Raw genomic sequence first — 19,725 nt, 5'->3', positions numbered from 1 at the left:
CTAGACAACGATGCTCTCCGAGCGAGCGTAGGAGTCGGGCAAGCCGAACGTCTTCATGCCGCCTGCCGCTGCGATGCTCTTCTTCACAAAGCGGTCATCGACCAGGTCACGCGCGACGAAAGCTGGATCGAGCGCCGTGATGAACTGTGCGTTGCCTTCGACCTGCGTGGTCTTGAGGCGCCGAACGAGCTCCTCCGTAAAAGCCGGGTAGGGATAGGGCTGAAAGTCGATGCGCTTCTCATGCCAGTCGCCGTGCTGAATTGCGCGATCGGCAAGGTAGCGCGCCTCGTCGGCGGGAGAGGGGGCGAGTACGCTTTGCAGGATGCCGGCCGCATGCGGCGTGTAATGGTTTGCACCGCTCTTCGAAAGCAGTTGCGCGGCTTCCTGCGGATGCTCACGTGTCCAGACCTGCGCCTGCACGATCGAATCGACGACCTTCTGCGACCACGCGGGCCGCCCGTTCAGGTCGCGCTCGTGCATGAAGACCACGCAGCACGCGTGATCGCGCCAGACGTCCCCCGTGAAGCGCAGCACCTTGCCGACCTTGAGCGCCTCCGCCGCCGCATTGAACGGCTCGGCGACGATAAAGCCAGCGATCTGTTTCGCGGCCAGTGCGGGCGGCATGTCGGCGGGCGCCATCACGACGAGGCGTACCTCGTTGGGCTTGAGCGTGCCGTCCTTGCCGAGCACGGGCGTGAGGCCTTGCGCGCGCAGCATGTCCTGCACGACGACGTTGTGAATGGAATACCAGAATGGCACGGCGACCGACTTGCCGCCGAGGTCTGCGACCTTGCCGATCTCCGGGGCGACCGTGAGCGCGGAGCCGTTGACGTGATTCCATGCCACCACCTTCGCGGGCGCGCGGCTGCCATAGCGCGCCCAGATCGTCATGGGCGCGAGCAAATGCACGACGTTGACCTGCCCGGAGAGAAACGCTTCGACAAGCTGCGCCCAGCTGCGTAGCAGCGTGGGCTTCTCGACCGCGAGGCCCGCTTGCTCGAAGTACCCGTTGTTATGTGCGACCAGCAGTGGCGCCGCGTCGGTGATGGGCAGGTAGCCGATGCGCAGCGGCGCGTCCGCTTCGGTGGCCGCGCGCGCGTTCAGTGCGTCGAGCATCGGCGCGGCGCCCGCGACGGTAAAGAGCGATGCGAGCTTGAGCCACTCGCGGCGGGTCATCGGAAGCTGGCACATATGGCGGTCGTCCTCGTGTAATGAATTGTCGATTGCGAAGTGGGCGCGTCCGTCACGCGGCGGCCGCTGTCCTGTCCGCCACCGTCTCGCGCAGCGCGGTGACGAGGCGCACACGCAGGGCGCCTAGCGCCTCGACGTGCGCCTCGCGCGGCGTGGGAAGGCTGATGGGCAGATCGAGCGCGATGCCGCGCCGTCCCAGCACGGTCACGCGATTGGACACCAGCAGCGCTTCGTCGATGTCGTGGGTGACGAGCAGCGTGGCCGCTTGCGTGTCGTGCACGACGCGCACGAGCAAGCGCTGCATGTCGGCGCGCGTGAGTTCGTCAAGCGCGCCGAACGGCTCGTCGAGGAGCAGCGTGCGCGGCTCGCGCGCGAGCGCGCGAGCGAGGGCGGCGCGCTGCGCCATTCCGCCTGACAACTGGCGTGGCGCGAGCCGAGCCGCATGAGTGAGGCCGACGGCTCGCAGGGCGGCAGTCACGCGCGCTTCGCGCTCACTGCGTGCGAGCTGCGGCTGGCGCCGGAAGCCAAGACCGAACGCCACATTGCGTTCAACCGAGAGCCACGGCAAGAGGCAGGGGTCTTGAAACGCCAGAGCGACATCGGCGCGAGTGCTCGTCAGGGGGGCGCAGTCCACGCGCACGTCGCCCGCGTGCGGCGCGATCAGTCCGGCGGCAATGCGCAGCAGCGTGGATTTGCCCGCGCCACTCGCGCCGAGGATCGAGACGATCTCGCCCGCACGCACGGCGAGATCGACGCCGTCGAGGATGCTACGCGCTCCGCGGCGCAAGCCGATGCCGCGAAGCTCGATCCGGGGCATGTGCTCGTCGTGTTCTGCCGGAAATGCATCGGCGCCGCGAATGTGAGCGGCGGTGCTCATGCGGCCACGCCGCGCCCGGCCTGCGCGAGCTGGTGCTTCAATTGCACGATGCTCGGCGTGACGATTGGAACGAACGCGGCTTCGCGACTGCGGCGCGCCGTGCCAGTCGCGCTGGTCGAGCGCAGGTAGCCGCGCCCGCCGGCTGCCTGAACGTCGAGCCTCACGGCGGCATCGACCACGTCCGCGAGCGCGATGCGCAATTCGAACTGCGCAGCCGGCTTTGCGACAAAAGCGCCGCAGGTTACGCCTTCGTAGAGACGCGCGCTCAGCCCGTCAAGTTCGTTGCGCAAGGCGTTAGCGTCATCGGCAAGCGCGGTGCGCACGGCCGGACTGCTGAGTGCCACGGCGTCGAGCGCACGGCGCGCGAGCCCGATCGACATGCCACATTGCAGACCCAGAAAGGCGGGCCGTGCGCGGACGAGGAAGGCACGCGCATCGACATCGATCAGCGAGCCTGCGTCGAGTTCGGTGTCCGTGAGCGTGAGCGCCGCCGTGTTGCTGCCCCGCAGCGCGATCAGGTCGAGATCGTCGCTGCGTGTGACGCCGGGCGCGTTGTGCGGTACGGCGAAGATTGCGGGCGGCGCACCGTCGTGACGATCGAACGCGGCTGCCACCACGAAGCCTTCGCGGCGCAGATTGGTGATCCAGGGCAACGCGCCGTCGAGTGCGAACCGCGTTGCTTGTGCATCGCGCGCCGCCGCACGCATCTGTAGCGGCTCGATGGCGGACAGGTACTTCATGGCATTCGAAAGGCCCGTCGCGCCTGCATGCTCGCCGGCGAGCAGCGCGGGCAGCCAGCGTGCACGCAATGGTTCGTTGTCGGTTTGCAGCATATATTCGATGAACGTGCGCTGGCCCCAGAACACGAATGCGCTCGCGAGCGAGTGCTGCGCGACCATCGCGATAGCCTCGATGGCATCAACGGTGGTGCCGCCGCTGCCGCCAAGCGAACTCGCCACGCCGACGCGAAAGAGTCCAGCGCGCGCAAGGCGCGGCACGATCTCGCTCGCGTGGGCGGCGCTCGTGTCAATGGCCTCGGCGTGCGCGTCGAGCCAGATCGCGAGTTCGGATGGCAGAGCGTGGCGGCGCGCGACCATCATGCGACGCGCGCGTGCGCTTCCCAGCGAAACGCGGCCAGTTGCGGATTGAGTTCGTTTTGCGCGAGATTGTTCGCGAAGTTGCAAAGCGTGGCGAGGCTCACGCCTAGCACGACTTCGAGCGCGTTGACGTCGCTGAAACCCGCCGCGCGGAACGCGGCGAGTGACGTGTCGGCGACTGCGCCGCGCGTCGCTATCACGTCGCGTGTGAGCGCGGCAACGGCATCGAGGCGTGCATCGCCGCTCGTTACACCGTCGCGCAGCGCGTCGACGATGGTGGACGGCAGTTGCGCTTTCTTGAGGGCGACGGCCGTATGGCCGGCGACACAGAAGCCGCAGCCGTGTATGACTGCGGCCGTAATTTGCACTGCTTCACGTTCGGCGAGCGTGAGGCCGCTGCGGCCATTGATTTCGCCAACGGTCAGATAGGTTTCGAGCGCGGCGGGCGCGTTTGCGAGCGAGGCGACAAGGTTCGGCAGAAAGCCGTTCGCGGCCTGCGAGCGCTCCAGAAACGGGCGGCTTGCTTCAGGCGCGCTCTCGACGGTATGTAACGGCAGGCGGCTCATGGCGGTTCCTCACAGATTCGAAATAGTGAGCTCGATTGTGGCGATGCGTGCCGCGGCGGACAATGCGCGCGCGTCTGCGAATCATGCGGATTTGTCTCGCACCGCTCAGTGCAGCACGCCGCGCGCGCTCTCGCCAGCCGTGCGGCGCCATGCGCCCGGCTGCAGACCGGTCACACGCTTGAACGCCTGCGCGAATGCCGACTCCGATTGATACCCCACCTGCTCGGCCGCATCGGGTGTACTCGCGCCGGTGCTCAGCATCGACGCGGCGAATTTCATGCGCACGAGCGTCACGAATTGGGCGGGCGGCTGTCCCGCGAGTTCGGCAAACTGCTTGCAAAAGCGCGCGCGCGACATATTGACGAAATCGGCCATGCGCGCAGTGGTCCAGCGTTCACCGGGCGTCGCGACGATCGCCGCTATGAGCGGCGCGAACGCAGGACGGCGCAGCAGCGCGAAGAAGCAAGGGGCGAGTTCGTCGTTGCTATCGAGCGCGCGTAGCGTGTAGACGAACAAGAGGCTGGTCAGGCGCGCGATCAGCGGCGATGGCGCATGCGGGTCGAGTTGCGCTTCGGCGCGGATAAGTTCGAAGATCTGGCGCGCCCCATGTTGCGTGGGCTGATCGTGGCGAGCGATGACATGATCCGGCAGCAAGCCGAGAACGAGATCGTCGAGCCCCGATTTGAACTCGAAGAAGCCGCAGGCGAGGCCGAGGCTGTCCGGCGCTTCTTGGCCTGGTGCATCTAGCGGTGTCATCTGGCCATCGCGCACACTCTCGCGGCCCGGCGCGGGCGGTTGCGGGTCGGGAGAGAGACAGTGAGGCTGGTCATTTAGCAGGAAGACGGCGTCGCCGGCCGCGAGCGCCACGCTACGCGCGCGCCGGGTGGTTCCAGCTGGCAGATGTAGCCAGCAGCTGCCATGCAGAACGACATGAAAACTGGCGCGGCGATGGCCGCTCGTGGAGGCCTGCCAGGCGCCGCAATACTGGCCAACATGAAACAGCGTGCTGTGCAGTTCGAGATCTTCAAGCAGCCAGTCGGAAAAAGCATCGGCGTGTGACAGCATGAATTCCAGATAGCTAAGGCGTGGGCGTAGGTATCGCACGGTCGCTCAGCTTAACCGGTGTTGGTGCCGGCATAACGAACGAATTCTCACATGCTTATTCCTCGCCTTGCAGAGCGGGCTCGACGGTCACTGACCAGTTCCTGTGCGCGCGGCTTCAGTGCGTGCGTATTGCAGGAATGCTCGCACTGCACGGGAGCGCTCGTGCCGGCGGTAAAGGAGGGCGATTTCCGAAGGGATGGGCTTGCCGCCCAGTGGCCGGTAGACGACGCCCGGCAGCGTGACGCACGTGCATAGCGAGCCGGGAACGATTGCCACCGTATTACCGAGCGACACGCTCGCGACGACTGCGACCAGCGGGCCCGGCCGCAACTCGATCTGAGGCGAAAAGCGTCCGCGCCGAGCCACTTCAAGCGTGCCAAATTCCTGCTCGGGCACCGCGAACCGTGCGTTGCGCAACTGCTGCGGTGCAATGGTTTTCTGTGCAGCCAGCGGGGAGTCTTCGGGCAGCGCGACGACGAATTCGTCCTGATGCACGCGGCTCGCTTGCAACTCTTCGGGCCAGGACATCGGGGGTCTGACGTAGGCAACGTCGAGTTGCCGGCCGACGAGTCGCGCCGGGATATCGTCCATTGGGACTTCCGAAAGCTCCACGTCGATCCGGGGACGCAGATCGCGAAATTGCATCAAGGTCCTGCGCATGATGCCTGCAAATACCGCCGAGGCGACGTAGCCGATCTGGATGCGCCCCAGCTGTCCGCGCTCGGCCAGCAGCCCGTGCTCGTGCGCCTCGTCGAGCTGCGCAAGCGCGGCGGTGGCGCGCGGAATATAAGCCTCCCCTGCAGTTGTCAGCGACACGGACCGGCGGGTGCGGTGGAACAACCGGAACTGCAGCAGGCGCTCGGCGTCCTGAATCTGCTTGGTGAGCGAAGGCGGCGCAAGCCCCAACTCTTCAGCCGCGCGTGCGAAATGCAGATGCCGGGCGACCGCGAGAATGCAACGCAGGTGACGGAGTTCCAGTGTCATCGTGTTCATCCACGAATGAATAAATGTGATTCTATCTGCTATCGATTGACAACACAGCGCGCGCTAGCATCAAGCCTGAAATTCGCTTGAGGAGCGCGCATGGGGAACGAACGGAGTATTGAAGCGGTTGGGGAAGCGGTTGTCGAAGACCCAGGACTCGATATCGAGCCGCGGTCGGCGGGCTTCCTGCTTGCCACGGCATCCGCGACCTGCGCGCTGATCTCGCTGGACACGAACATCGTCGCGGTCTCGCTGCCGTCGATCGCGCGTTCGTTCCACGCGGGATTCGCCGACGTCGAATGGGTCGTGAGCGCGTACATGGTGTCGTTCGCATCGTGTCTGCTGCCAATGGGCGGCCTCGCGGACCGCTACGGGCGCAAGAAGATGCTGGTGCTTGGCTTGCTCGTCTTCGCGCTCGCATCGCTTGGCTGCGGGCTGGCGCCCAGCGTGACGTCGTTGAATATCTTCCGCGCGGTGAAGGGCGTGGGCGCTGCGATGCTGTTGACGGCGGCGCTCGCAGTGATCGCCAACGCGTTCCCCGGCCCGCGCGAGCGCGCCCGGGCATGGGCGATCTGGGGAATGACGATGGGCATCTCGACCACCGTCGCACCGCTCGTCGGCGGCGTGATCACGCAATGGGTCGGCTGGCGGTGGATTTTCCTGCTCAATCTGCCTGTGTGCGCCGGCCTGGTCTTCTGCGCGCAGCGTGCGGTAACGGAGTCCCGCAATCCGCACGCACAACGCGTCGATTTTGCGGGAAGCCTGCTGTTCGGCATCGGGCTCGCGAGCGGAATCTGGGCGTTGATCGGCGCGCAGGACAACGGTTGGTACAGCGTGGCCACTGGTTCGCGCTTTGCCGCATGCGTGCTATTGATCGGGTGCTTTATCGCGGTCGAAAAGCGGCTCGCGCATGCGGTCATCGATTTGTCGCTGTTCTCGCAGGCCCGTTTCGTCGCTGCGGTGCTCGGCATGTTTGGCTACGCAGCCTGTGCGCAGGTGATGATGACGTTTCTGCCGCTGTATCTGCAAAACGCGTTCGAGTGGACGCCTGTGCGCGCCGGCGTCGGGATGCTCCCATTCGCGCTCTCGATGATCGTTGGCCCGTATCTGGGCGCACGCATCGGGCGGCGCCTCGACGGCGCCACGTCGACGCTCCCGGTTGGCCTCTGTCTCGTCGGCGCCGGCAATCTTCTTACCGCCGCTGTCGTGCCTTCAGGCGAGTACGGCTGGGTCGCGCTCGGCATGATCGTGACGGGCCTCGGGGCAGGCGTGCTCAATGGCGATACGCAGAAAGCCATCATGGCATGCGTGCCCTCGCATCGCACCGGCATGGCGTCGGGCATCAGCACGACGACGCGCTTCACGGCAATCGTCACGTCGGTCGGCGTGCTGGGCGCTGTGCTCGCCACGCGCACGCGCGCAGCGATCGATGCCGCCATCGCAAGTCATGGATCGGCGAACGCGAGTACTGATCCGCAGTTCATGTCGAATCTGCTCGCGGGCGATCTCGGTCACGCGCTTGCGCGTGTCGCCCCCGATATTCGTCTCGCGATGGCATCGATTGCGCCGGCCGGCTTCGCCACAGGATTCGCTGCGGCGCTGGATGTCGCCGGCTGCCTCGCGTTGGCGGTCGCCACGCTGATCTGGCTGCTCGCAGGACGCAACAGGGCGTCCGCGCGCTCAAACGCACTGCGACTTTAGGCGGTCAGTCCAACGCGTTCCCGCGCCACGGCGCCTCGCGCAGGGCATCACCCTGATAAAACGCGGGGAAGCGTTCGAGCTGGCGAAGGGCATCCGCCATGGACACGTCAGCGCTCAACACGGCGCTCGAAAACCCCATGCGCTCCATCTGGAGCAACTGATCGACGAGCACTTCGCCCGTCGCGCGCAGGTCGCCTTCGAAGCCGAGCCGTCGCCGGATCAGGTAGGCCTGGCTATAGGCGCGCCCATCGGTGAACGACGGGAATTGAAGTTCCAGGCACGACGCAGCTGCAATTTCGATGGCGTAGGCAAGCGGATCGGCATCGTTCGGGAGGATCAAGGTGGATGCCGAAACATCGCCGGCATGAGCCTCAGCGTCCAGAAGACGTATGCGTGAGGCGGTTTTCATGCCGTGCCCTCCGTCGTGGCTCGAATCCCATCGGCGGCCGCCTTGAACGGTTCGAGCCCACTTCACGACACGCACCAACGTTCAATTCAACTGGATACCGCTTTCGAAGGCGGCGGACGCGATGGACCTGCTTGCGACGGTCGACATGTTTTTCGGTATCGCTGGCGGTATCGTTACAATGGCAAAACACGGAGAGGCCGTCTACACAAGGCTCCAGCCACTGGATTGACAATCGAGTGGGTATCGAGTCCTAGCCGAACACATTCGGCCCAGTGCCCGACCGCCTGACCATGCAACGGCAAGTCAACGCGTTCCCCTGTTGCGATAATGCAACACGTATATACAAAGGGCTTGCGAGGTAGTCCGGCGTAAGCTTTGGCGTAGGTTTGCAAGCAGAGGGCCGTCAGGCATAGCTGCTTCATTACTTCGAAGAAAACGAATAACCTCGAATCGTCGTCACGACGGGCCGGGCACGGCAATTGCGCAGCGGCAAACAAACTAGCTGGAACAGGGAGAAACGATGTCCAAGCGCTTCAACACGCGCCTGCGCGCGGTCGTACCTGCGCTCGCCGGCGCGTGCCTCGCAACCGGTCTCGTGCTCGCGTCGTCCGCCGCCAGCGCGCAATCCGCGGCCTACACGAGCGAACCGGTGGATCTGTACGCGGGGCCTTCAGGCGACTATCCCGTCGTAGCCGAACTGGGACCCGGCCAGCCCGTCACCGTGATGGGCTGCGTGGGCGACTATTCGTGGTGTGACGTCACCGTGCCCGGTCTGCGCGGCTGGGTCTACGGCGGGTATCTCAGTTATCCGTATCAGGGCAGCTACGTGCCGCTCACCGACTATGGCGCGCAGATCGGCCTGCCGATCGTGGCGTTCTCGCTGGGCGCTTACTGGGGCAGCTTCTATCGCGACCGGCCGTGGTATGGCGAACAGCATCGCTGGGAGCACGTGCCGCCGCCCGAACGCGGCCGCCCGCCGGCAGCGCCGGCGTGGCATGGTGCGCCGGGCCGGCCGTCCGCCATTGCGCCTGGCGGTGGCGAGCGTCCCTCGCGACCCGATGAGCCGATGCGCGGCGCACCGCCGCCCGGGACGCAACGGCCGCCTGGCAACCCCGAAGCGCCGCGTGCGCCGGGCTACATGCCGCCTCAGGGCGCGGGCCGCCCGCCCGGCAACGGGGAGCAACCGGGCACCATGCGTCCCCACGAGGCGGGGCATCCGCCCGAGCAGCAGCAGTTCGGCGGCCGGCCGCCCGCCGGCGCGCCCGCGCAGGGCTATGCGCGTCCGCCGGAGCCCCAGCCGCAGGGCGGCATGCGCGCGCCTGGGCCAGCACCTCAACAGCCGCAGGCCGGCATGCGCCCGCCCGCACCTCAACAGCCGCAGGGGCGGCCGGCTGCGCCGCCTCAGGGTGGTGGTCAGGGCGGCCATGCTCCCCAGGGTGGCGAACGGGGCAATGACCGGCAATCCGAGCACTAACGCATACTGACTTGCTTCGCTGCGGCGGCGGGATATCTCCATGGCGGGAATCCCGCCGCTGCCGTCTTCCGGCTGCGAGTTAGGATTGCGAATCAATCCAGACGCGTGACGGGCATGCGCTGCGTTACGCGGGCTTGCTGGAGCCATCCCCCATGCCATGCCATCTGCCCGGCTGTTCACCGCTTTTCATCGGCTCTGACAGATTTAACAATCCCTGACAGTAAATTCACGGCACCCAGGTGAGAATACGTCGTCGCGGCAAGTGCAATCACGGCCGCACGCCGCCAGCGCCACGCGAGCTTCGCGCATGCGCCGCTGGCAACAGATTTCTGCTACGGGGGCTGGCTCGCTCGGGACCTGGCGACGCAGTCAGCAAGAGGAAGTCAGAGCGAACCCGAGTTCGCCGGATAACGCTGGGAAAACCAGTGCTTTGAGGTGGACGTGGCGATGGCGGCACGTGCCTCGTCGTGCAGGGAGGCGGCTGCGGCCCGCTGACAGCGTCGGGCGGTGACGCTGGCAGCGGGGCTCGCGCCGCGTACGACGATGACTGCGCTGGCGGTCCGACTCCGGGGGCGGAATCCGGAGACCACGCAGTGCGTAGCACGCGGCCGTCGCCACATTTTTTTCCGCACCAGAGAACGCATTCTTTTTGCCGCTTCGCGCATTGCGAGCGGCTCGACGTTGTTGCGTCCGCGAAAAAACGCCTGGCCGCCCCTTCACTTCTGTTGCTCTGCCTGCTTGTCTTCACGGGGGCTACATGTTTTTCCGATCCGGCCGTAAGCGTTTTCCACCGGGCTCGCGCGCGGACGGCCCCGACGGTGGCCGCGAGTTCGACCGCATCGAGCTCGACCTCGCGCGCGACCAGCATGCGCGCGCCGCGATGGAAGCCTACGCGGACTCCTGCGCGGCCGAACTCCCGTGGCTCAGCGAAGCGCTGCACCTTTCGCGTTTCGGCGCGGCCGAGCGTCTGACACAGTGTTCGTCCACGGTACTGCGCGTGTTCGTGATGGCGCAGTCGCGCGCGGCCTTGCAGCCGGACTATGCACACGCGGCATGGGAGCACGTGCACTCCCACCTGACCGCGCTGCTCGCGAAATCGCCGTCAGCTGCGGGCGAGGCGGCCAGGCCCGGTTCGAACGACGGCAAATTCGACTACCATGAGTGATTAACATGAGAGCGATCTGTTCACCGAAGTCGAGCGTGGCCTCGCGCTCGCATTTTTTTCGAGACGCGGCGAGAGTAGCGGGCTTTGGTGCGCGGCGGGTCCCGCGTGCCGCCAGGGCCCGGGCCCGGGCGGGTGGCCCACGATCCGGCGCCGAAGCGCGCGCCAGCGCCCGCCAGGCAATGGTCCTGGTGGCAGCGCGGTGCGGCAGGGAAGCAGTCCATCGCAGGACGATGAAGAACAAACCTGGTTGCGGGGTGCTATGAGAGTTGCAGTACTGGATGACGATGCAGCGCAGACAGAGTTCGTCTGCCAGGCCTTGAGCGCTGCGGGCCACGTCTGCCACGCGTTCGCCAAGGGTGGCGAGCTCGTCAGACAGCTTCGGCGGCAGACGTTCGATATGCTCGTGCTCGACTGGAACGTGCCCGACATGGCGGGCGACGAGGTGCTGCACTGGGTGCGGCAGAGCCTCTCCACGCGCCTGCCGGTGCTCTTCATGACGAGCCGCAGCCGCGAGGCCGACATCGCGCAAATGCTCAACGCCGGCGCCGACGACTATGTCGTCAAGCCCGTCTCGGCGCCGGTGCTGATCGCCCGCGTCAATTCGCTGTTGCGCCGCGCCTATCAACTGCACACGCCCGCGTTCAAGGAAACCTTCGGCGAATACGAGTTCGACCTGAAGTCGCGCCAGGCTTCGGTGAGCGGCCGCAACGTCGCGCTCACGCAGAAGGAGTTCGAACTCGCGCTGCTGCTGTTTCAGCACCTGAGCCGTCCTCTGTCTCGCGCGCACATTCTCGACGTGATCTGGAAGCAGTCCGACGACATTCCTTCGCGCACGATGGACACGCACGTTTCCATGCTGCGCTCGAAGCTCGGCCTGCGTCCCGAAAACGGCTATCGCCTCACGCCGATTTACGGCTACGGCTACCGGCTCGAGCGTATCGAGGGGGACAGCGCGTGAGGGGCGCGCGTGCGGTGCGCGCCACCGCGGCGCCGTTCCTTGCTTTCGCGCTTGCGTTCGTTGCACTTCCCCGCGGCGCCGAGGCGCGCGAGAACGCTCCGGCGCAGCCGCCCGAGATGACCCCCTACGTCGCGCGCCCCGGCGACTCGCTCTACGACATCGCCACGCGTTACCTGCGCAATCCCGCCGACTGGAAGAAGCTCGCGAGCCTCAATCATGTGAGCGAGCCGCGCCACCTTCGGCCGGGTACGACGCTGCGCGTGCCGGTCGCGCTGCTGCGCCAGGACGGCCTGAGCGCGAAGGTGATCGCCGTGAACGGTCCCGTGCAGCATGCGTTCCGCACCGGCCCGCTTCTACCGCTCACCGTCGGCGCGAGCCTTGTCGAAGGCGACCGGGTGCAGACCGGCCACAACGGTTTCGCCACCCTCGAACTGGCCGATGGCTCGCATATCGCCCTGCCGCCCGATACCTCGCTCGACCTCGCCACGCTGCGTCAAACGGCGCTCACGGGCGCGACCGACCGCATCGTCGATCTCCATCACGGCGAGGTGAGCAACGAGGTCACGCATGCCACGAAGAAGGACGATCGCTTCCAGATCCGCTCGCCTTCCGTGGTGGCCGGCGTGCGCGGCACGCAGTTTCGCGTGAGCTACGACGGCGACAAGGGTGCGACGGCGGTCGAGGTGCTGGACGGCGCAGTGGGCGTGGACGCCGACTCGGTGGCCCGCAACGGTCGCAGCGCGCTCGCGCGGCCGCCGTCACCGGGCACCCCGCTCAGCGCCTCCGAGCAACTCGTCGCCGCGCACCACGGCAACCTCACGCTGGCGGGCCGGCCGGCGGGCGCGCCCGTCACGCTGCTCGACGCGCCCGAGCTGCTGCAGCCGTCCAAAGTGCAGGACGACGAAGCTGTCGTCTTCGAAATCGCGCCCTCCTCGGCGGGTGCGAGCGCCTGGCGCGTGCAGATCGGCCGCGACGCGGGCCTGCTCGACATGATTCGCGACAAGCGCAGCGCCGACCCGCGCGTGTCGTTTGCCAATCTCGAAGACGGCACCTACTTCGTACGCATTTCCGCCATCGACGCCAGCGGTCTCGAAGGCATGCCGGCGTCGTATGCGTTCGAGCGCCGGCGCGTCGCGCTGGGCACGAGCGCCGGCCCCATTGAAGGCTCGCGCGACTTCGCGTTCCGCTGGTTCATCGACCGCAACGCGCAAAACACGCGCTTTCGCTTCGTGCTCGGCACGACGTCCGATCTGCGCGCGCCGCTCATCGACCGTACCGACATCACGACGGGCGATGCGGTCGTGCGCGACCTGCCGAAGGGCGTCTACTACTGGACGGTGATCGCCGAGCAGTTCGACAACGGCCACTATTACCAGAAGGCCAGCCCGGTCCAGTCATTCAGGCTCGACTGGTGACTCGGCCGGACGAGGTGGAGCCCCGCATGAGCGTGAGGCCGCCCGCGCGCCTTGGCCGCTCCGTCGGGCGACGCTTCCTGTTCGAATGGGCCGGCGTGGGCTGCGCGGGCGTGGTCGTGGTCGTGCTCTGCGTGCTCTGGCGGCTCACGAGCGGCGCCGACCATCTCGTCTATGACCGCCTGCTCTCCGCGCGTGCGTTGCCGGTGTCGCCCGACATCGTGCTCGTGGAGATCGATAATGCGAGCGTCGCGGCGCTCGGGCGCTGGCCGTGGCCGCGCGAGCTGCATGCGCGGCTCGTCGATCAACTCGCGAAAGCGGGTGCCGCGGCCGTCGTCTACGACGTGCTGTTCACCGAATCGTCCCCCGACGACGCGCACTTTGCGCAGGCGCTGCACGCGCGCCCGTCGTTCCTCCCCATCCTGCTCACGCCCGCCGACGACACCGGTCACCGCGAGGCCGTGCGTCCGGTCGCGCCGCTCGCGCAGGCGGTCGCCGGCATGGGCCATATCAACCTCGAAGTCGATAGCGACGGCATCGTGCGCAGCGTCGCGCTGTTCGAAGGCGACGCGCAGCAGCGCTGGCCGCAACTGATGGTGCCGGTCTGGCGGGCGGTGCGCAGCGGCGCGGTGAAGCTCGCGCACGGCATGCCCGCCACCGCGCAGCGCGATGATGTGCTGCATGCGGCGGCGCCGGGCAGCGAGGCGCGTTTCCTGATTCCGTTCGGCGCAAATTCCCAGGCGTTCCACAAGGTCTCGTTCGCCGACGTGCTCGATGGCCGCGTGCCGCCCGAGCAGTTGCGCGGGCGCGTGGCCATCGTCGGCGTCACGGCCTCGGGGCTCTACGACCGCTTCGCCACGCCGCTCTCGGGTACGCTCGGGCCGCTGCCCGGCGTGTACATCCACGCCATCGTGCTCGACACGCTGCTCAACGGGAGCGCCATCCAGCCCGCGCCGCCGGTCATGGTCGTGTTTGCCTCGCTCGCGCCGCTCGCGGTGCTGCTGGCGGGTTTTCTCGTGCTCTCGCCGTTGCGCACGCTGCTGCTGCTCGCGTTCCTGATCGCCGTGTCGCTCGGTGCGAGTGCGGGCATGCTGCACGCGCGCCTCTGGCTCCCGCCCGTGCCAGCGATCGTCGCGCTGCTCATCGTCTATCCGGTGTGGAGCTGGCGCCGCCTCGAGATGACGATGGCTTACCTGCGCAAGGAACTGCGCCAGCTTGCCGACGAACCCTACCTGCTGCCCGAGGCGCCTACGCCGCGCCGCGAATTCGCCGGCGACGCGCTCGCCCAGCAAATGGCGCTCATGGCGCAGGCCGCGCAGCGGCTGCAGGACATGCGCCGCTTCGTATGGGATAGCCTCGATTCCGTGCCGGAGCCGATTCTCGTGGCCGATCTGCGCGGTGTCGTGCTGATCGCGAATCATGCTTCGCGTGCGTATCTCGAGCGCCTGAACGTGAGCGCCGCGGAAGGGCGCCGGATGCAGGACGTGTTCGGCGACCTCGCGCTCGTCAAACCGATCGACCCGGCGCCCGACGCGATGGCGTTTGCGCACGCGCATTGGCCCGCGCCGCTCGACCCGGCGCGCGACGAGTTCGCCGAGTTGATGGAACGCGGCGTGGAAGTGCGCGCGCGCGACGGCAGCGACTATCTGCTGCGCTACGCGTGCTGTACGAACGCGCAGGGACAGGCGGTGGGCTGGATCGCGGGTCTCGTCGACGTGACGGAGCTGCACGACGCCGAACGCCAGCGCGAGGACGCGCTGCGCCTGCTGTCGCACGACATGCGCTCGCCGCAGGCCTCGATCGTCGCGCTCGTCGAGACGGAGCGCGAGCGCGGCACGCTTGGCTCCGAGCCCGTGCGCGGCGTGATGGAGCGCATCGAGCGCTACGCGCGCCGCTCGCTCAAGCTCGCCGACGACTTCGTGCAGCTCGCGCGTGCCGAGTCGCAGGTGTACGCGCTCGAGCCCACCAGCCTCGCGGAGCTGGTGATCGACGCGAGCGACGAAGTGTGGCCGCAGGCGCACGCGAAGCGCATCCAGATCGACACCGTGTTCGAAGGCGAGCAGATGGGCTGGATCAACGCCGACCGCTCGCTCATGACGCGCGCGCTCGTGAACGTGCTGAACAACGCAGTGAAGTACAGTCCTGCGGATACGCGCATCGTCTGCACCGTCGCGCTGGACGACCGCGTTCCGCCGCGCGTGGTCTGCTCGATTCGCGATCAGGGCTACGGCATCGCGCAGGAAGATCAGGCGCGGCTGTTTCAGCCGTTTCAGCGCTTTCATGCGGAACAGCGGCCCGAGGTGAGCGGCGCGGGGCTCGGCATGGCGTTCGTGAAGACAGTCGTGACGCGCCACGGCGGCGACGTCCTGCTGGAGAGCGAGCCAGGCAAGGGCACCGTGCTGACGATGTCGCTGCCCGCGATCGGCGCGCCGGTTTGAGTCGTGCCGTGTCGTTCCTGCTGCGCATGCATGAATAACCCGAATGCCGTTGGCCGTATGCCGGCGGCAACCCGATGGAGTGTTTCGTGAAGACCTTGCTGTCGATCTGTCTGCTACCGACGCTCGTCGCCCTTGCCGGATGCGCGGGCGTGACGACCGACGTCGCGGCCACAGGCGCGCTGCCCGCAACGGCTGCGACCAGCCAGCCCGCGACCTACCGTTTTGCGCCAACGCCGGCCCAGGCCGATGCGGGCGAGATCCTCCCGTACCAGGCGTTGCTGAGCGACGGTCTCGCGCAGCGCGGCTTCAAGGCAGGCGCGCCCGAGGCGGCGCGCTATCTCGTCTCGGTGGCGTGGGACACGCATCCCGCCGAGGTGAAAGTCGTGGACGCTAGCTGCGGCGCCGGCTGCGCGCCGGCCGAGGGACCGTCGTTGCCATGGTTCGGGCGGCCCTACGTGCACACGCTGACGCTGCGTTTTTTCGCGTTGCCCGATGGTAACGAGGTCTACAAGGTGAGCGCCGTGAAGCGCGACCGCAACGCCGACGCCCGCGAGGCCGTGCCGTATCTCGTGGCGGGCGCACTGGCGCGGCTGCCGTACGCGGGCGCGCCGCAATGGCGCGTCAAGCTGAAGGGTCCGGTCAGCGCCGGCACGGCGGATCAAGCGCCGGGCATGCCGGAAGTGCTCTCCGTCTCACCCGTCAATCAGCAGTAGTTCAGGGCAACTTTCCGGGGGTGTCCGGCGCCGCTTCGGGCACGCTCGCCGGCTCGTCCTGCGGCCAGCGGTTTTCGAACACGCATTCGCCAAGCGGCTTGCGTTCGGCCCACTTCTCCATTTCGAGCATCGGCTGCGGGTAGAACGCGTCGACCTGACCCACGCAGAGGATCGCCACCGGCTTGGCGCCGGGCGGCATGGCGAGCAGGGTGCGCACCTCGTCGACGTCGAAGATCGACACCCAGCCCATACCGAGCCCTTCGGCGCGCGCCGCGAGCCACATGTTCTGGATCGCGCACGCCACGGAGGCGAGGTCCATCTCGGGCAGCGTGCGGCGGCCGAAGACGTGGGTTTCGCGGCGGTCCATCAGCGCGACCACGAGCACCTCGGCGCAATCGCGCATGCCTTCCACCTTGAGCTTCATGAACTCGTCGCGGCGTTTGCCCAGCGCATCGGCGGTTGCAATGCGCTCACGCTCGACCGTCGCGTGCAACTGCTCGCGCACCGAATGGTCCGTGATGCGCACGATCCGCCACGGCTGCATGAAGCCCACGCTCGGCGCGTGATGCGCGGCGTCGAGCAGGCGCGCGAGTGTCGCGGGATCGATCTTGCCCGGTGCGAAGTGCCGCATGTCGCGGCGCTCGTAAATCGCGCGGTAGACCGCCGCGCGTTCGGCTTCGTCAAAGGGCTGTGCCATGGAAGAGTGCGGCCGCGAAAGCCGGGTTTGAGGGCCAGTAAGCGTGCATATAGGTGGCCGCGATCGAGCCGTGCCGGTACAGCGCCTCGCCGGGCGCGCCGGTCTGTGCGTGGTGTGCCGTGAGCGCGGGCGCCAGCGGCGTGGCGACGCGCGAATAGTGAAACGTGTGGCCGCGTAGCGCGCCATGCGCGCCGTCGAGCTGCTGCATGCCGAGCGCCGCGAAACGCTTTTGCATGACCGCCTCGCCGGGAAGCAGGCCGAGCATCGGCGTGCGCGTGCCTTCCACGTCGGTCAGTGCATCGAGCAGATAGAGCATGCCGCCACATTCAGCGACGAGCGGCTTTCCCGCGGATACATGCGCGCGCAACGAATTCGCGGCCTGCGTATTGTGCGCGAGCGTCGAGGCATGCAGCTCGGGATAGCCGCCTGGCAGAAAGATCGCGTCGGCGCTGGCGGGCGCGAGTTCGTTTGCGAGCGGCGAGAAGTAGCTCACGCTCGCGCCCAGCGTTTCGAGCAGCGCAATGTTCGCCGGATAGAGAAACGAGAATGCGGCGTCGCGCGCAATGGCGATATGGCGGCCTTCGAGCCGGTGCGCAATCGCTTCGTCATGCGAAGGATCGGCGAATGCCACCGCAGGCGGCAATTCGGCGAGCGCGGTTTGCGCGAGCGCGTCGGCGGCGCGTTCGATGCGCGCGTCGAGGTCGTCGATCTCAGCGGCCTGATGCAGGCCGAGATGGCGATCGGGCAGCGCCATCGTTGCTTCGCTCGCAACATGCCCGAGCCAGCGTACGTCGGCGGGCAACGCCTCCTGCAGCATCTGCGCGTGACGCGCCGAGCCCACGCGGTTCGCCAGCACGCCATGAAAGGGCACTTCCTGCCGAAAATGCGCGAGACCGAACGCGATCGCGCCGAAGGTCTGCGCCATCGACTTCGCGCTGACGATGGCGGCCACCGGCACGCCAAACTCGGTCGCGAGATCGGCGCTGCTCGGCGTGCCGTCGAACAGGCCCATCACGCCTTCGATAAGGATCAGGTCGGCGTTGCGCGCGGCCTGCGCGAGCAGGGCGCGGCACGCTTCTTTGCCCACCATCCACAGGTCGAGCGAGAGCACGGGCGCGCCGCTCGCGCGTGCGAGGATCATCGGGTCGAGAAAATCCGGCCCGGTCTTGAAGACGCGCACGCGTCGGCCCGCGCGCCGATGCAGTCGCGCGAGGCCAGCCGTGAGCGTGGTCTTGCCCTGGCCCGAAGCGGGCGCGCTGATGAAGAGCGCGGGGCAGGCAACCGTTGCGCTCATGCGCTTAAAACTCCACGCCCTTTTGCGCCTTCACGCCTTGCTCGCGATACGGATGCTTCACGAGGCGCATTTCCGTGACGAGGTCGGCCGCTTCGATCAGGGCGTCGGGCGCATGGCGACCCGTCACGACCACGTGCACGTGCGGCGCGCGCGAGGCGATCACACCGAGCACTTCGTCGAGCGGCAGGTACTCGTATTTGAGCACCGTGTTGAGTTCGTCGAGGATCACCATGGCGTACTCGCCGCTCTCGATCATGCGCTTCGCTTCGTCCCAGCCCTTGCGCGCGGTGGCGATGTCGCCGTCGCGATTCTGCGTGTTCCAGGTGTAGCCGTCGCCCATCGTCACGAACTCGCAGTGCGCAACGCTGCCGAGGAAATCGCGTTCGGCCGTGTGCAGCGCGCCCTTGATGAACTGCACGACGCCTAGCTTCATGCCGTGGCCGAGCATGCGCACGGCCATGCCGAACGCGGCCGTGCTCTTGCCCTTGCCGTTGCCGGTGTTGACGATCAACAGGCCCTTTTCGTGCGTCGCGGCGGCCTGCTTCTTCTCGTGGCCTTCGCGGCGGCGTTGCGTCATGCGTTGGTGCGATTCGGGATCGGTTTTCATCATCGGGATTGGTTTGGTTGCGGCGCTATCGCGTCCGCATTTGCGTCGTTTGGCAGAATGCCTGCGATTGCGACCGTCACGCCGTCGAGCGCCAGCTTGCCGCGCACGAGAGGAGCGCCCCCCGCCGCCAGACGCGCGCAGGGTTCGCACACGCCGTCTACGCCGAACTGCGCTTGCGCGGCTGCGGAGGGCGGCGCCAGTATCGGTGTCGCGGCGAGTTGCTCCCGCGTGTACGTCTGAAGCGGCAGCGCATGTGCCGCGCAAAACGCCTGCAAGCCGGGTTCGCCGGCTTTTGCATCGAGCGTTGCCACGGCCGTTACGCTGTCGACCGGCCACGCGCCGAGCGCAGCGCGCACCGCGGCTTCGACCTGCGCGAGCGTCACGCCGCGCCGGCAGCCGATGCCGAGCGCAAGCGGCGGCACGCGCTGCGCGGGTTCCGGCGTGGCTTCGAATGAGGCTGCGCCCGAGGCGCGATTTTCGGCAGGATTCACGGCGAGGGCGTCGATCGAAGGCGTGACCGCAGGGGCAAAACGAGCAAAAGCGTCGCGTTCCGGCGGGCGCCGGATGCGCGCTACGATAGCACACGCTTTTGCGGCTTCCCACGCCTTCCTTGACGCACGGGCCCCCCGCGCCTACACTCGCACGCACTCTGGTGCTCGCGCGCGCGATTCACAATGCGCGCGCAGTTAAACGGGAATCAGGGAGCCATCCCGCCTCGGGCGTGGCCAACCTGAACTGCACCCGCAACGGTACAACGAGCGCGGCGTTCGCACGAATGCCGCAAACCGCTTCCATGCTTTACGCAGTCCACGCCACTGTGCAAGCCGGCCGCAAGGCCGCTCGCGCGGGAAGGCGAAGCGGTGTTTCGTCAGTCCGGATACCGGCCAGATACGTGGGATTCGCGCTGCGGGGATGCGGTGCCGGGTCCGTGATTTTCATGCGTCAGCCGGGCGAGGCCCGGGTGCGTTTCTGGTCGTTCGTCCCCTGCAGGTTGTTGAATCGTTGCGCGTGACAGCGTCTCCATGGATACGCGCGTGT

The 19,725-nt window shown here is 67.3% G+C and carries 18 protein-coding genes and 1 riboswitch; of the genes, 7 read left to right on the top strand and 11 right to left on the bottom strand.

Going from position 1 to position 19,725, the window contains the following annotated elements; genetic code table 11:
• From ACOJB8_RS15345 to ACOJB8_RS15320, 6 genes are all read right to left on the bottom strand, one after another.
• Positions 1-1,191 (bottom strand): ABC transporter substrate-binding protein, encoded by a 1,191-nt coding sequence (locus ACOJB8_RS15345; protein WP_475013196.1) that lies wholly within the window; start codon positions 1,189-1,191, stop codon positions 1-3.
• Positions 1,192-1,243: 52 nt separating this feature from the next.
• A complete protein-coding gene (locus tag ACOJB8_RS15340; protein ID WP_475013293.1) occupies positions 1,244-2,008 on the bottom strand; it encodes an ABC transporter ATP-binding protein in 765 nt (254 codons plus the stop codon).
• Between the two features lie 56 nt (positions 2,009-2,064).
• The gene (locus ACOJB8_RS15335) at positions 2,065-3,168 is read right to left on the bottom strand and encodes an acyl-CoA dehydrogenase family protein (RefSeq protein ID WP_475013194.1); all 1,104 of its coding nucleotides are present in this window, start codon (positions 3,166-3,168) and stop codon (positions 2,065-2,067) included.
• Complete coding sequence (locus ACOJB8_RS15330; protein ID WP_475013192.1) at positions 3,165-3,731, bottom strand: carboxymuconolactone decarboxylase family protein; 567 nt, start codon at positions 3,729-3,731, stop codon at positions 3,165-3,167. The genes ACOJB8_RS15335 and ACOJB8_RS15330 overlap by 4 nt, the downstream gene beginning before the upstream one ends.
• 105 nt (positions 3,732-3,836) lie before the next feature.
• A complete protein-coding gene (locus tag ACOJB8_RS15325) occupies positions 3,837-4,796 on the bottom strand; it encodes an AraC family transcriptional regulator (RefSeq protein WP_475013190.1) in 960 nt (319 codons plus the stop codon).
• Between the two features lie 126 nt (positions 4,797-4,922).
• Positions 4,923-5,819, bottom strand: coding sequence for a LysR family transcriptional regulator (locus ACOJB8_RS15320; protein ID WP_342946471.1), 897 nt, complete (start codon positions 5,817-5,819; stop codon positions 4,923-4,925).
• A gap of 99 nt (positions 5,820-5,918) precedes the next feature.
• Between ACOJB8_RS15320 and ACOJB8_RS15315 the strand changes: the two genes are divergently transcribed.
• A complete protein-coding gene (locus ACOJB8_RS15315) occupies positions 5,919-7,520 on the top strand; it encodes an MFS transporter (RefSeq protein ID WP_342946470.1) in 1,602 nt (533 codons plus the stop codon).
• A gap of 4 nt (positions 7,521-7,524) precedes the next feature.
• Here ACOJB8_RS15315 and ACOJB8_RS15310 read toward each other — a convergent pair whose 3' ends face one another.
• Positions 7,525-7,929 carry a DUF934 domain-containing protein gene (locus ACOJB8_RS15310; RefSeq protein ID WP_342946469.1) on the bottom strand — a complete coding sequence of 135 codons (405 nt, stop codon included), beginning with the start codon at positions 7,927-7,929 and terminating at the stop codon, positions 7,525-7,527.
• Positions 7,930-8,449: 520 nt separating this feature from the next.
• Here ACOJB8_RS15310 and ACOJB8_RS15305 point away from each other — a divergent pair.
• The 6 genes from ACOJB8_RS15305 (at position 8,450) to ACOJB8_RS15280 (ending at position 16,089) form a co-directional block, all read left to right on the top strand.
• Entirely contained in the window at positions 8,450-9,403 is a 954-nt protein-coding gene (locus ACOJB8_RS15305; protein ID WP_342946468.1) for an SH3 domain-containing protein, read from the top strand.
• Positions 9,404-10,160: 757 nt separating this feature from the next.
• Entirely contained in the window at positions 10,161-10,568 is a 408-nt protein-coding gene (locus ACOJB8_RS15300) for a hypothetical protein (protein WP_342946467.1), read from the top strand.
• 259 nt (positions 10,569-10,827) lie between these two features.
• A complete protein-coding gene (locus ACOJB8_RS15295; RefSeq protein ID WP_069266213.1) occupies positions 10,828-11,526 on the top strand; it encodes a response regulator transcription factor in 699 nt (232 codons plus the stop codon).
• Entirely contained in the window at positions 11,523-12,941 is a 1,419-nt protein-coding gene (locus ACOJB8_RS15290) for a FecR family protein (protein ID WP_475013187.1), read from the top strand. Before ACOJB8_RS15295 ends, ACOJB8_RS15290 begins: the two co-directional genes overlap by 4 nt.
• 26 nt (positions 12,942-12,967) lie before the next feature.
• Positions 12,968-15,376 carry a CHASE2 domain-containing protein gene (locus ACOJB8_RS15285; protein ID WP_475013186.1) on the top strand — a complete coding sequence of 803 codons (2,409 nt, stop codon included), beginning with the start codon at positions 12,968-12,970 and terminating at the stop codon, positions 15,374-15,376.
• 86 nt (positions 15,377-15,462) lie between these two features.
• Positions 15,463-16,089: a DUF4136 domain-containing protein gene (locus ACOJB8_RS15280; RefSeq protein ID WP_475013184.1), complete on the top strand. Its 627-nt coding sequence runs from the start codon at positions 15,463-15,465 to the stop codon at positions 16,087-16,089.
• Between the two features lies 1 nt (position 16,090).
• On the opposite strand, the gene bluB is transcribed toward ACOJB8_RS15280, so the two are convergent.
• Genes bluB through ACOJB8_RS15260 form a run of 4 tightly spaced genes read right to left on the bottom strand, consistent with a single transcriptional unit; the run spans position 16,091 to position 19,178 of the window.
• A complete protein-coding gene (gene bluB, locus ACOJB8_RS15275; protein WP_475013183.1) occupies positions 16,091-16,786 on the bottom strand; it encodes a 5,6-dimethylbenzimidazole synthase in 696 nt (231 codons plus the stop codon).
• Entirely contained in the window at positions 16,770-18,080 is a 1,311-nt protein-coding gene (locus tag ACOJB8_RS15270) for a cobyrinate a,c-diamide synthase (protein ID WP_475013182.1), read from the bottom strand. Before ACOJB8_RS15270 ends, bluB begins: the two co-directional genes overlap by 17 nt.
• Before the next feature lie 4 nt (positions 18,081-18,084).
• A complete protein-coding gene (gene cobO / locus ACOJB8_RS15265; RefSeq protein ID WP_069266354.1) occupies positions 18,085-18,687 on the bottom strand; it encodes a cob(I)yrinic acid a,c-diamide adenosyltransferase in 603 nt (200 codons plus the stop codon).
• Complete coding sequence (locus ACOJB8_RS15260; protein ID WP_342946461.1) at positions 18,687-19,178, bottom strand: cobalamin biosynthesis protein; 492 nt, start codon at positions 19,176-19,178, stop codon at positions 18,687-18,689. The genes cobO and ACOJB8_RS15260 overlap by 1 nt, the downstream gene beginning before the upstream one ends.
• Positions 19,179-19,320: 142 nt before the next feature.
• Positions 19,321-19,589, top strand: a riboswitch (cobalamin riboswitch).
• The last annotated feature ends 136 nt before the right edge of the window (positions 19,590-19,725 follow it).

Source organism: Paraburkholderia sp. BR10141, from assembly GCF_056155635.1.
The sequence above is the reverse complement of the archived record's forward strand: the minus strand, read 5'-3'. Positions and strand labels throughout refer to the sequence as shown.

Bases quoted from the DNA above. Each gene is read 5' to 3' on its own strand.
- ACOJB8_RS15345 (WP_475013196.1), bottom strand. From the start codon at position 1,191: ATGTGCCAGCTTCCGATGACCCGCCGCGAGTGGCTCAAGCTCGCATCG.
- ACOJB8_RS15340 (WP_475013293.1), bottom strand. From the start codon at position 2,008: ATGCCCCGGATCGAGCTTCGCGGCATCGGCTTGCGCCGCGGAGCGCGT.
- ACOJB8_RS15335 (WP_475013194.1), bottom strand. From the start codon at position 3,168: ATGATGGTCGCGCGCCGCCACGCTCTGCCATCCGAACTCGCGATCTGG.
- ACOJB8_RS15330 (WP_475013192.1), bottom strand. From the start codon at position 3,731: ATGAGCCGCCTGCCGTTACATACCGTCGAGAGCGCGCCTGAAGCAAGC.
- ACOJB8_RS15325 (WP_475013190.1), bottom strand. From the start codon at position 4,796: ATGCTGTCACACGCCGATGCTTTTTCCGACTGGCTGCTTGAAGATCTC.
- ACOJB8_RS15320 (WP_342946471.1), bottom strand. From the start codon at position 5,819: ATGACACTGGAACTCCGTCACCTGCGTTGCATTCTCGCGGTCGCCCGG.
- ACOJB8_RS15315 (WP_342946470.1), top strand. From the start codon at position 5,919: ATGGGGAACGAACGGAGTATTGAAGCGGTTGGGGAAGCGGTTGTCGAA.
- ACOJB8_RS15310 (WP_342946469.1), bottom strand. From the start codon at position 7,929: ATGAAAACCGCCTCACGCATACGTCTTCTGGACGCTGAGGCTCATGCC.
- ACOJB8_RS15305 (WP_342946468.1), top strand. From the start codon at position 8,450: ATGTCCAAGCGCTTCAACACGCGCCTGCGCGCGGTCGTACCTGCGCTC.
- ACOJB8_RS15300 (WP_342946467.1), top strand. From the start codon at position 10,161: ATGTTTTTCCGATCCGGCCGTAAGCGTTTTCCACCGGGCTCGCGCGCG.
- ACOJB8_RS15295 (WP_069266213.1), top strand. From the start codon at position 10,828: ATGAGAGTTGCAGTACTGGATGACGATGCAGCGCAGACAGAGTTCGTC.
- ACOJB8_RS15285 (WP_475013186.1), top strand. From the start codon at position 12,968: ATGAGCGTGAGGCCGCCCGCGCGCCTTGGCCGCTCCGTCGGGCGACGC.
- bluB (WP_475013183.1), bottom strand. From the start codon at position 16,786: ATGGCACAGCCCTTTGACGAAGCCGAACGCGCGGCGGTCTACCGCGCG.
- ACOJB8_RS15270 (WP_475013182.1), bottom strand. From the start codon at position 18,080: ATGAGCGCAACGGTTGCCTGCCCCGCGCTCTTCATCAGCGCGCCCGCT.
- cobO (WP_069266354.1), bottom strand. From the start codon at position 18,687: ATGAAAACCGATCCCGAATCGCACCAACGCATGACGCAACGCCGCCGC.